The following is a 12,141-nucleotide window of genomic DNA, read 5'->3' on the forward strand; positions in this document are numbered from 1 at the left end:
AGGACGGTACTCATCGGACGTATACTGGCCAGCAGATACCAGGCTTTCGGGTGAATCTCGTGCAGATAGCCGTCAGAGTGGGTAACTGGCTCGTCTATCCGAGCCTCAACAACATGTCTGCCGAGGGCAAGACGGTTCGTCTCGAGCCCAAGGTTATGGGTGTGTTGCTGTGCTTGGCCGGGCACCCTGGCGAAACGGTCTCCAAAGAGCAATTGTTCCAGGCCATATGGCCAAACACCGTCGTAACCGAGGACGTGTTGAAGCGCTGCATCGCCGAGTTACGCCGCGCCTTCAACGACGATGCCCGCCAGCCCAGCATCATCGAGACCATCTCGAAACGAGGCTATCGGTTGATCGCACCGGTAGTCGTCCCCATTGCCTCGACACCTGTCGTCGAGACCGCAGTAAGCGACTCCATCGTAGTGCTGCCGTTTATCAACATCAGCGGCGATCAAGAGAACGAATTCTTTGCCGACGGAATCACTGAGGAGATCATCGACGCGCTGGCACAGATTCCGGACCTGCAAGTCGTCGCGCGAAGTTCTGCCTTCTCCTTCAAGGGTAAACACGTCGACTTGCGTATTGTCGGAAAAGAACTGAACGTTCGCACTGTTCTCGAGGGCAGTGTGCGTAGAGCTGACAATCAACTGCGCATCACGGTACAGCTGGTGAACGCTGCGGACGGATACCATTTGTGGTCCGAGCACTTTGACCGTGAGATGAAGGATGTGTTTGCAATTCAGGAGGAGATCGCGCGAGGGATCGCGCAGCGGTTGAAGATCACGTTCCCCTGGAGTGCAAGGCCCCTGATCAAAACAGGAACGCCCAATCTCGAGGCCTATCAATCCTACCTGAAGGGTCGCGCTCAGCTCTATAAAAGGGGGCCCACCCTTTCGCGTGCTCTCGCCTGTTGCCAGCAGGCGGTGGATCTCGATCCGAGTTACGCACTGGCGTGGGCCGGTCTCGCCGACTGCTACACGACACTTTGTTGGTATGGGCTGGTGGCTCCCAAGGACTCCATGCCCAAGGCCATGGACGCCGCTCGACGGGCCGTGGCACTGGATTCTTCGCTCGCCGAAGGCCATGGCGCCCTGGCCATGGCCGCGACTCTGGGTACCTGGAACAGGGTCGAGGCCGAGCTCGAGTTCCTTCGCGCGATACAACTCAATCCGAAATATATCCAGGCGCTCGGCTGGTACGCATTGTTTTTGCAGCTCTCCGAAGGGCGTCTGATGGAGGGAATGGAGCAAGCGAAGTTGGCGCTGGCATCGGACCCTCTCTCAGACTACGCACACGCTGTATATGCGCTGACTTGTGTGTTAGCTGGGAAAACTGCAGAGGGCGTAGTGTTTGGCCGACGCGCCGTCGAGCTCTCTGGCGAGAGCTTCCTGGCCCACTGGGTCCTGCAGGTCGCTGTGTGGTTGAGCGGTCGGTTCGAGGAATCTGTTGCGATAGGAGAGTTGGCACTGGCAATGTCAGGCAGGCACCCCTGGTCCATGGCAGCGCTTGCACTGACGCTTGCGGATTGGGGCAAAGCCAGTGAGGCCGACGCGGTTTACTGCGAATTGCAGGCTCGGGGCCGTCGTCAATATGTCCCGCCAGCGTTACTCACTGTTGTAGCCTCCGCGGCGGGGAGGGAAGACGAGGCGATTCGCCATGCCTTCGAAGCCTACGAAATCCGTGACCCCAATTGCCAAAATTTCTTTTCGAGATACTCACATTGGTCCACCCGGTTGTACGGTTATGCACGATTTCGCGAGCTCGTCGTACAGATGGGGCGCAGTGAATGGTTGCGCGATCCACTACCGGCATAGCGTTGGTCTTTCACCTCGATGAAATGTGTTGGGCGTATTGTCCCGAAATCCCCGTGGTGTGTCAGGTAATTCGCGTCGCCTGGATCGCGGGCAAGCCATTGCGGGTTCCTTTGGAGACAATAGTGGGGAGGCGCTGAATCATACCGATCGATACTCGATCGTCCTATCCGCTTGGCATTTTCACACTCGTTTGGCAAATCTCGAACACGCGCTGCAACGAATCAGCGGCAAATTTTTTAAGTTTGCTACCATTCAGGATGCGGCATTGAAGCTGAGCGCTGTGGCTTGCAGCGTCAGCTCACACCTGCCTGGCACTGATCCACTCATCTCAAGCCTGCCTGAGAACATAGGGGGTGCAATGCGCATTCCATTATTGTACGCGTTGTCAGCCGTACTGATTTTGAACGGATCTTCCTGCCTGGCGCAGTCTGCCGGTGATACCTCCGCCACACCCGCCACACCCGCTAATGCCGCCGGTGCAGCGCCCGCTACGGCTGTGGCCAAGGATCCGGTATTTACCCAGGAACAGCTGGATCAGATGCTGGCTCCCATTGCGCTTTACCCGGACCCACTGCTGGCACAGGTATTAATGGCCGTTACCTACCCCGGGGAGATTGGCGAGGCGGTAACCTGGTCCAAAGCACACCCGGACGCCAAGGGAGATGATGCCGTCAAGCAAGTGGCGAGCCAGCCCTGGGACCCGAGCGTGCAGGCGCTGGTCGCCTTCCCGCAGGTTCTGGCAACGCTGGGGCAGGATCCCGTCTGGGTACAACGCCTGGGTGATGCCTTCCTGGCGCAGCCCGACGAAGTCATGCAGGCCGTGCAACGCTTGCGTCATCAGGCCCAGGCAGCAGGCAACCTGCAGAGCAACCAATATCAGAACGTGACAACTCAGAACGCTGGAGCACCGGCACCGGCACCAGCACCGGCACCGGCACCCACGACCACTGTTGTGGCTCCGGCCCCTGCCAGCAGCTCCACCATCATCATCCAGCCCGCCGATCCGCAGGTGGTGTACGTACCCACCTATAACCCGACAACCGTCTACGGCACCTGGGCCTACCCCGCGTCGCCTCCCGTGTACTATCCACCGCCACCCGCCTATTACCCCGGTCAGGCCTTGATGGCCGGGCTGGCGTTTGGTGCCGGCGTGGCGATCGTCGGCTCGTTGTGGGGGGATTTTGACTGGGGCAATAACGACGTCGACATCGACGTCAACCGCTACAACAACATCAATCGCAACAACCAGATCACCAATAACAGGTTTCAGCACAACCCGGTTCATCGCAATGGCGTTCCCTATCGAGACGGCAGGAGCCGCGAACAATACGGCCGCCAACTCAACGGCGCCAATCAGCGTGAGGCCTATCGCGGGGACAATGCCCAGCGCGCCCAAGCGCGTGATAAAGCCCGCAACTCAATGACCGAGCACGGCTTCGAACGACCGCCCACCAGCAACCGTGAAGCCCGTGATCAAGCGCGTAAAGTCCAGTCCGGACCTTCAGTTGGCGATCGGGCACAAGCCGGTACCAACAGACCGAAGGTGTCTGACAGAGGCCAGGGCACTGCTGGAAACCCTCGGGCGAACCAGCAGCCCAGAAAAGAGACCAGGCAGGCGAACCAGCAGCCCAGAAAAGAGGCCAGGCAGGCGAATCAGCAACCCAGGAAACAGACCAATCAGGTGAGTCAGCGCAGAGAGGGCAATGCGCAGACGCGTCAAGCTGCGAATAAACGGCCGGCCGCAAGCTCCGGCAGTGCACGTAACAATGCATTCGCTGGCGCGCGGTCACCGTCCCAGGCCAGCGCCCAGGCCAATCGTGGCCGGGCCAGTCAGGCGGCCGCCCAACGCCCCAGTGCCTCGCGATCGGCCGGTCACCAGATCAGTCGGCCGTCCAATCCACCAGCGCGTCAAAGGGGGGGCCGTCGTTGAATAACCATCCTCGAGTCAAGGTACTCAGGGGCTTGCTCCCCCATGTCCTTGTGATAGCTGCCGGCCTGGTGTGGTCGGGCATTGCGACGGCACAGCAGGCATTTCCAACGCCGGATAAGGCCGTTGAAGCATTCGTCGAAGCACTGGGTACCGAACACGCCGATCAGGCACGCCTGACGGAGCTGCTGGGCAGTGACTGGCACAGTTTCATCCCACGCGAAGGCGGACAGCGCCAGGATGTGGAAGCGTTCTTGAAGCAATACCGCGAGCAACACCACATTGAAAAAGCCGGCGACCACAAAGCGCTCCTCTCGGTAGGCAACGAGCAGTGGACGATGCCGATACCACTGATAAAAGACGCAAAAGGGTGGCACTTCGACCTCAAGGCCGGTAGCGCCGAGATCCGTGCACGTCGCATTGGCCAAAATGAACTCGACGCGGTGCAATCGGTGCTGACCTATCACGACGCACAAATGGAATATGCGACAGTGGATCGTGACGGTGACGGCGCACTCGAATATGCGCAGAAAATCTTCAGCACCCCCGGCAAGCACGACGGACTCTATTGGGCGGACGACGACAGTGGTCAGATCAGCCCTTTGGGCCCCTTGTTCGGCAAGGCCATTGGCGACGAAGACTGGCATGGCTACCGCTTCCGCATCCTCGATGGCCAAGGGCCTTCGGCTCCGGGTGGTGCCTATAGCTACCTCATCGGCGACAAGATGAGCCGAGGCTTTGCACTGATCGCCTGGCCGGCCAAATATGGTGACACTGGGGTGATGAGTTTCATGATCAGTCATGAGGGACAGGTGTTCGAGAAAGACCTGGGGCCCCATGGTGAAAAACTGGCGCAATCGATGAAGCGTTTTGATCCGGATGACAGTTGGACGGTGGTTCCTGAAGATCAAGAGTAACAAGCGTTACACGGGCAAAGCTGTCGCTTGCAGCAAAACTGACCTCGGAATCTGGTGAACTCGCGGGCCGCTCGCTGGGAGCAGCCCGCATGTTTCACAATTGAGGGATTACTGTGCCTTGATTTTGGCCTCCTGTATCTTCTGATCGAGCATCCTCTGCTCCCCGGCAAGCAGCTTCGGCTCGTCCAATTTGATGGTCAGCTTGTCGATCTTGCCGGTGAACCGGAATGGCACCTGGTAGTCCTTGTCGTCCACCGGTGAGCGAAGATCGAGGCCGACGTCGAACGTCTCGTCAATGGTCATCAGGAACGGAATGCTGTGCGGGATCTGGTTGCTGGCGACTTCCTTGTTGTCCACCTTCAGCACGCCGGTACCGCCCTTGCCCAGGCCGGGTCCGTCGTATTTGAAGTCAAACACGATGGTGTGCTTGCCCGCCGTGAGCGGCTGATCACCCTCCCAACGGAACCGCTCCAGATCAACCAGGTTATAGGTGAAGACCGGCTTGCCCTTGAGCAAGTAGAGTCCGTAGCCGCCGAAGCGACCACCCATGGTGGCGATCATGCCGTCGCCACCGTCCTGCGGGACTTCCACCTCGGCGGTGATGGTGTAGGACTTGTTGAGAATACTGGGGGCGTCACCGTAGGGCAGGCCGGCCATCTCACCCGAGTAGGTGAAAACATTTCTCCCGGCGGTCGCGCTCGGCCGTGGCGTAATGAGTCGCGTGAGGACCGAATTGTCCAAGGGAAAGACGTTGTATTTCGTCGCCTCCACCATGAAAAGATCCTGCAACTCACGCAGCTTGTCGGGATTCTTGGCCGCCAGGTCATTGCTCTCCGAGTAATCCTCCGTAAGGTTGTAAAGCTCCCACGTGTAGCCATCGACCACATCCTCGGGCAGCTTGACCGAGCCCATGAGCCAGGGCGAAGCGGGCGGGGTGGTGGCAGCGATCCAGCCGTCGTGATAGATGGCGCGGTTGCCGAACATTTCGAAATACTGGGTCTCGCGCTTCGACGGGGCATTCGCGTTCGCCTTGTCGAAGGTGTAAGCCATGCTGATGCCTTCGATGGGCTTCTGGGCGATGCCGTTGACCATCACGGGTGCCGGGATGCCCGCTGCTTCCAGGAGGGTGGGCACGATGTCGATGATGTGGTGGAACTGCGTGCGGATGCCGCCGGTGTCATTGATGTGGCCCGGCCAGGACATGACCATGCCCTGGCGCGTGCCACCGAAGTGCGACGCCACCTGCTTGGTCCACTTGAAGGGCGTATCAAACGCCCAGGACCACGCCACCGCCATGTGTGGGTAGGTCATGGGGGATCCCCAGGCATCGTAGGCTTTCATCTGCTCGGCGATGGGTAGATCGAGAATGCCGTTGTAGGAGGTCATCTGGTTCGGCGTGCCGACCATGGTGCCTTCGGCGCTGGTGCCGTTGTCGCCGCTGATGTAGATAATCAGTGTGTTGTCGAGCTTGCCCATGTCTTCGACGGCCTGAATCACCCGGCCAATCTCATGGTCGGTATAGGCGACGTAGGCGGCATACACCTCCGCCTGGCGGGCAAACAACTTCTGGTTCTCGGCGGGAAGCGTGTTCCATTCCGGCAAGATGTCTTTTGGCCAGGGTGTCAGTTGCGTATTCGGCGGAATGACGCCGAGCCGCTTCTGGTTCGCAAATATCTGCTCGCGCAGTTCGTTCCAGCCCATGTCGAACTTGCCCTTCATCTTGTCGATCCATTCCTGCGTCGGCTGGTGCGGCGAGTGCGTGCCGCCGGGCACGTAATAGACGAAGAAGGGTTTGTCCGGAGCAGATGCGTTCAACTCTCCCATGTACCTGATGGCGTCGTCTGCCAGGTCGGTGATGAGGTTGTAGCCGGGCTTGCCGACAAACGGGAAGACCTGGCTATGATCACGGAACAGGTAGGGCGTCCACTGGTCGGTCTCGCCGCCCATGAAGCCGTAGAAATACTCGAAGCCCATCCCGCTCGGCCATTGGTCAAAGGGGCCGGCCAGACTGTATTGAAACGTGGGCGTGTTGTGATTCTTGCCGAACCACGACGTTGCATAGCCGTTCTGTTTCAGGATCTCGCCAATGGTGGCATTTTCCGGCCCGATCACCGAGTCGTAGCCGGGGAAGCCGGTCGACAACTCCCCGATCTGGCCGAAACCCGTCGAGTGGTGGTTGCGGCCTGTGATCAGCGCCGCCCGCGTCGGTGAGCACAGCGCGGTGGAATGGAACTGGGTGTAGCGCAAGCCGGCCTTCGCGATGCGGTCCATGGCAGGCGTCGGGATAACACCGCCGAAGGTGCCGGAGACGCCATAGCCCTGGTCGTCGGTCATGATCAGCAGCACGTTGGGCGCGCCCTTGGGCGGCACTACCGTGGCTGGCCAGGAAGGCTTGGAGTCTTTGGCGTTGAGGTTTATCACGCCGCCGAATGCCGGGGGAGGCGCTGGGAGATACTTCCCGTCGATGGTCGTCGTCGCGCTCGGGGAACCGGGTACACCGGTAGTTTGTTCAGCGAACACTGCCGCCGACGCCAGGAAGGCGCCGGCAATCGCGACGGGAAGGAAAATGATCAGATTGAAGGGGCGCATGGCTCTTGCTCCATTCGGAACTGCTTGAGTTCGATGGTCACGCCAAGAACTGCGGGGCGTAGGTAATTGTTGAATTACCTAGCAGAGCCTAGCGGGGAGGCATTCGCGGCGGTAATGCGGGCTGCCTCCGGCCGACGGGCGGTGGGGTATTCAGCCTGGTCCACTCTCGGCATGGCGTTCCTCGCCTGATCGAACGGGAACGCGCAGCCCGCGTTCTATTAGTCAGTCGCCGGGTAATGGAAGCAGGCGAACTGCTTGCCGTCGTATTCGTTGTCTTCCCGGTGGCAAAGTCCGATCTGTGCCTCGCAGGCCTCGATCGCTTTCGCGTCCTCTGCAGGAACCACCACGCGTACGCTTGGCAGACCCTGTTCGTAGCCATGGGTGATCAGCACCTCGGCGACGCGAGCCAGTAGACCGGGTTCGGTCTGGCTCTCGGCGAGGTTGGCGCAGGCATGACCAACATCGACGACCTGCTGGGAGTCGGGTTCCAGCACCAGGCTGGCAATGCCGACGCGCTCTGGACTATCGGTCATGATGTCGTAGAAGTAGACCGGGGCGCCTGTGGGCTTGAACACCTTTACCCTTTGCGGCTGCAGTGTGAAGCCTTGCCCGTTGAGGATTTGTGGTTCGGCGATGATTTCGCCCGGCAACTGGTCTCGAAGATCCGCGCCTCTGGGGCTGGTCATATGGATGCTCTCCGCGTGGTGTGGAATGCCTCTGAGATGCGGCAAGCGTAGAAGGGGCTCAGATGGTCTGCCAGCGGCTCTGGCAGAAAAAGGGGATACCTATTAACTGACTCACGCTGCCGGTTCGCCGTGCCCCTGAGCGGGCTTGCCGGATCGCCGGACCGCCGCGATGGCCTCCCCGCGGTGTGTCAGGCAATTCGCGTCGCCTGGATCGCGGGCAAGCCCGCTCCTACAGAGCTGCGGCCAGGCGTTTGAACCCGCACCTGTCAATCGCTCCCCACCACCTCCAGGCGGCCATCTCGTCCCAGATGGTAGCGCTGCAGATCGCGCGCCAGGATCAACTGGCCGTTAAAGTGAGTCGCAGCCTCCACACGAACCTCCTCGATGGACGGACTGCGCTGAGGATTGCTCTGATAGCGAGCACTGAAATGAGTCAGCACCAGGTTAGGAACGCCCGCCGCCGCGGCGAACCGTGCCACCGCTGCAGCCGTGCTGTGCCCATAACTCGCCCGGGTGTGATCGACCTGCGCCTGGGTAAAGGTCGCCTCATGCACCAGCACATCCGCACCCGCTGCCATGTCGGCCAGCAGCTCGGGTGTGTCGTTGTCGCCGCAGACGATGACGCGCCGCGCGGGTCGCGAGGGGCGCAGATAGTCCTGCCCATGAAGCATGCGCCCGGCATGCTCCACATCATTCCCGCGAGCAAGTTCGCCCCAAAGGGGACCACGTGGAATGCCTTCGGCTTCCAGGCGTTGCACATCCAGGCGCGGGTCGGGATTGGCCTCAGTGAACACATAGCCGTGAGAGGGTACCCGATGAGACAGGGCCACCGTGTCGACCCGGACATTGCCGTTGCACCAGCCATCGAAGGTTTCGACAGCCTGCATGCGCAATTCGAAGAGCAGGTGCGAGTCGCTGACGGCCAGGCCAAGGCGCACCCAGTCATGCAGCGCAGCCGGCAGCACGATGTCCAGTGGTTCGGAACGCCCGGACATGCCGGCGCTGGCCAGCAACCCGGGTAAACCGAAGCAGTGATCGCCATGGACATGGGTAATGAATATCCCGCGCAGGTCATGCAGCGACAGCGGGGTGCGCAGCAGTTGATGCTGGGTGGCCTCGCCGCAATCGATCAGGTACCAGCCCTTGCCGGACGATTCGATCAGGGCGGTAGCGCTGACATTCCGGGTCCGGGTGGGCACTCCGGCGGAGGTGCCGAGAAAGAGCAGATCCATGGCTGACTCTCTGCTTGTTCAGGGGGTAGTGAAGAGTATGACTGCTCTGGAAGACTGATAGGCAAATCAGGTTTTATTTGAGGTCGGATTGACCAACCAAACATGGGGGCTGATGGCCTGGGTCATCAGCCGGGCCGTTGCAACAATGGGGGCGCAACCCATAATCTTCATACAGCAAGCAACCATAGGAGGTACGCTTTGACTCAATCTACAAGGTCCGGTTTGGCGAGTTTGACGAACGCTGTTCTGCACTCGCTGGGTTTCAGTGACAGGGCGGGTGATGTCGTACTTCCATCCTGTAAACATGCGGTATTGTGCCTGGTAGACGGTCTAGGCGCTCATCTCCTCAGTAACTTTTCCGAAAAAACGCCGTACCTGAAGTCCATCCCTGGCAGTGGAGGCGGGCAATTGCTGCGCTCAGGCTTTCCATCGACGACGGCTGCGAGCCTGGCGTCCTTGGCGACGGCCGAAGACAGTGGCGCTCATGGCATCGTGGGGGCCTCATTCAGCATAGAGAATCGCCCGTTCAATCCTCTGGCCTGGCAGTTTTTCGACCCGGAAACAGGTAGGCAGGAACAAGCATTCACAGGCATGGAACCCATCGTCAGCAGCCGGTCTGCATGGCTTGAAGCTGCCAAAAACGGTTTGCTGATCAATGCCTATTTGCCGGCTGCGATCTCAGGATCGTCCTACACGAAGGAGGTATTCAAGGGCGCCAACGTTATCCCTGTTTCCAATACAAATGATTTGATTGAGCGCTTCAGGGCATCGTTCGAACGCGTGGATCGTACCTTCTCATACATCTATTTCGGTGATCTCGATTTCTGTGGGCATTTGTATGGACCTGGATCTCAGCAGTGGCTGAAGGTGCTCAGTGACATCGATCAGGGAATCAAGGAAATTGCAGAGTGCATCGATGAGAACACGGTGTTGATAGTCACCGCTGACCATGGAATGACCACGCTCGATCAGGCGCGGACTATCGATTTCGATCTGATACCTGAGTTGCAGCTAGGGGTGTCCAGCCTTTGTGGCGATATCAGGGCGAGGCACATTTACCTTCGTGATCCTGACGACGCTTCTGTGCTGGAGCGTTGGCGTGAAATGCTGGGTGCCGATTTTCTATTACTGACGCGTAAAGAAGCACTGGAGAGTGGACTGTTCGGGGAGAACACATCTGATGTTGTCGTGAAGCGCATTGGCGATTTTTTGGCTATTGCCCACGAAGGTGCAGGTGTCATTCGGTCATTGCGGGAACCGTTTCAGACATCATGGGTCGGTCATCACGGGGCATTGACGGATGAGGAACAGCTTGTGCCGTTTATCTTTACAACAGGGGCGGAGGCAGGCCGAGTAGGCAACTGAAATTCTGCTCCGGCGAACTCCACGACAAACCACCTTTTATTTGAGACCGGATCGACCCACTGAAAGTCGATCCGGCCCTCACCGTCGTTACTGCAAGTGAACCTTCAGCTCCTGCGAAGCCTGCAACATCGCCGACCGCACAGCGGGCACCTGGCTGACCACATTGAGCAGACCGTAGTCGTGAATCAAACCGTTGTAGCGCACCGACGTCACCGGCACACCGGCCTGGTCCAGCTTGCGGGCGTAGGCTTCGCCTTCGTCACGCAGGACATCGGCACCGGCGGTTTGCACCAGCGCAGGCGGCAAGCCTTTCAACTGATCCAGGGTCGCCCGCAGCGGTGAGGCGTAAATCTCGGCGCGCTGTTTGGGATCGGTGGTGTAGTTGTCCCAGAACCACTTCATCATGTTGCGGGTAAGGAAGTGCCCCTCGGCGAACTGCTCGTAGGAACCGGTATCGAAATTGGCATCGGTCACCGGCCACAGCAGGACCTGGTACTTGATCGCCGGCGTGCCCTTGTCCTTGGCCATCAGGCTGACCACGGCCGCCATGTTGCCGCCGACACTGTTACCTGCAACCGCCAGGCGCTTGCCATCGACATTGATTTGCGCGCCGTTCTCGGCCACCCATTTGGTTGCCGCGTAGGCCTGGTTGATCGCAGTCGGGTAGTGCGCTTCAGGCGAAGGCGTGTAGTTCACGAACACCGCCACCGCACCGGACCCGGTCACCAGATCGCGCACCAGACGCTCGTGAGTCGGGAAGTCGCCCAACACCCAGCCGCCACCGTGGAAGAACATGAACACGGGCAAGGTGCCTTTTACGCCAGCCGGCCGCACGATGGTCAGGCTGATGTCCTGGCCGTCCACGGAGATGGTCTTCTGGCTCACATCCGCTTTGGGCAAGGTCAGCTTGACCCCGGCCTGAGCCCCCGTCAGCACGGCCCGTGCATCCTTGGGCGAGAGCTGCTCCATCGGCTTGCCGCCACCGGAGTTGAGCGCGTCCAGGAACGCTTGCGTGTTGTGCTCGACGCCGGTGTCGGTGGCAGCGAATGCGTTGCCGATCGACAGAGTGAGCAGGGAGGTGGCGAAAAGTTTGGTGAAAGTCGTCATGGTCATCTTCTTCGTGGTCGATTGAGTTCGGCGGCTACCTGTCCTCGTACGTCGAAAATTCCTTGTGCTAGCCGGCTGATGAAAAAGATATCGCGCAAATATTTAGTGCGCAAGATAAAAAGTGACAGATACTACTAAAGTCGCAGGCGCCCGGTGGCTAGGCGCAAGGGGTGGTCTGGGTCGGGGCGGGCTGACGGCCTGGATCAATAGCCGGCAGGTTGCAGTAGGCGGTATGAGGCTGGGTGCCAGGTGAGATGGGCGGCGGCAGATCACGATTCAGGCAGGGCTGATTCAACCCCTCAAGACAACAATCGTGACCTGTCTCCGCTTATAAACTTTGACTCAATACCCGGCGATTACGTTCCCGTCTCAGGCGTTGCCTTGAGGGCCATGCCCTCAGCGCCATCGAGCAATGCATCGATGATCGCCTGGGCCGTTTCGATCGAATGCATTGTTGACCAGATCAGGCCTTTCTCGTGAGCGCCGGGGCATTCGGTGGCGGCG

The 12,141-nt window shown here is 59.6% G+C and carries 8 protein-coding genes; 4 read left to right on the top strand and 4 right to left on the bottom strand.

From position 1 onward, the window contains the following. Positions 1–50 precede the first annotated feature (50 nt). The 3 genes from F2S13_RS10040 (at position 51) to F2S13_RS10050 (ending at position 4,658) form a co-directional block, all read left to right on the top strand. Positions 51–1,814 (top strand): winged helix-turn-helix domain-containing protein, encoded by a 1,764-nt coding sequence (locus tag F2S13_RS10040; RefSeq protein WP_166360323.1) that lies wholly within the window; start codon positions 51–53, stop codon positions 1,812–1,814. Between the two features lie 358 nt (positions 1,815–2,172). Beyond that, entirely contained in the window at positions 2,173–3,744 is a 1,572-nt protein-coding gene (locus F2S13_RS10045) for a DUF3300 domain-containing protein (RefSeq protein WP_166360324.1), read from the top strand. 32 nt (positions 3,745–3,776) lie between these two features. Further along, positions 3,777–4,658, top strand: coding sequence for a DUF2950 domain-containing protein (locus F2S13_RS10050; RefSeq protein ID WP_166360336.1), 882 nt, complete (start codon positions 3,777–3,779; stop codon positions 4,656–4,658). A 108-nt stretch (positions 4,659–4,766) separates the two neighbouring features. Here the strand turns inward: F2S13_RS10050 and F2S13_RS10055 are convergent, their stop codons facing one another. From F2S13_RS10055 to F2S13_RS10065, 3 genes are all read right to left on the bottom strand, one after another. Beyond that, a complete protein-coding gene (locus tag F2S13_RS10055; RefSeq protein WP_166360325.1) occupies positions 4,767–7,247 on the bottom strand; it encodes an arylsulfatase in 2,481 nt (826 codons plus the stop codon). Between the two features lie 218 nt (positions 7,248–7,465). Continuing rightward, positions 7,466–7,933 (bottom strand): hypothetical protein, encoded by a 468-nt coding sequence (locus F2S13_RS10060; protein WP_166360326.1) that lies wholly within the window; start codon positions 7,931–7,933, stop codon positions 7,466–7,468. Positions 7,934–8,199: 266 nt separating this feature from the next. Further along, positions 8,200–9,165: a ribonuclease Z gene (locus F2S13_RS10065; protein ID WP_166360327.1), complete on the bottom strand. Its 966-nt coding sequence runs from the start codon at positions 9,163–9,165 to the stop codon at positions 8,200–8,202. A gap of 102 nt (positions 9,166–9,267) precedes the next feature. On the opposite strand from F2S13_RS10065, the gene F2S13_RS10070 reads away from it, so the two are divergent. After that, positions 9,268–10,530: an alkaline phosphatase family protein gene (locus tag F2S13_RS10070; RefSeq protein ID WP_246237853.1), complete on the top strand. Its 1,263-nt coding sequence runs from the start codon at positions 9,268–9,270 to the stop codon at positions 10,528–10,530. An 87-nt stretch (positions 10,531–10,617) separates the two neighbouring features. Here the strand turns inward: F2S13_RS10070 and F2S13_RS10075 are convergent, their stop codons facing one another. Further along, entirely contained in the window at positions 10,618–11,637 is a 1,020-nt protein-coding gene (locus F2S13_RS10075) for an alpha/beta hydrolase (RefSeq protein WP_166360329.1), read from the bottom strand. Positions 11,638–12,141: the final 504 nt, after the last annotated feature.

The organism is Pseudomonas akapageensis, from assembly GCF_011355085.1.
Lineage (GTDB): Bacteria > Pseudomonadota > Gammaproteobacteria > Pseudomonadales > Pseudomonadaceae > Aquipseudomonas > Aquipseudomonas akapageensis.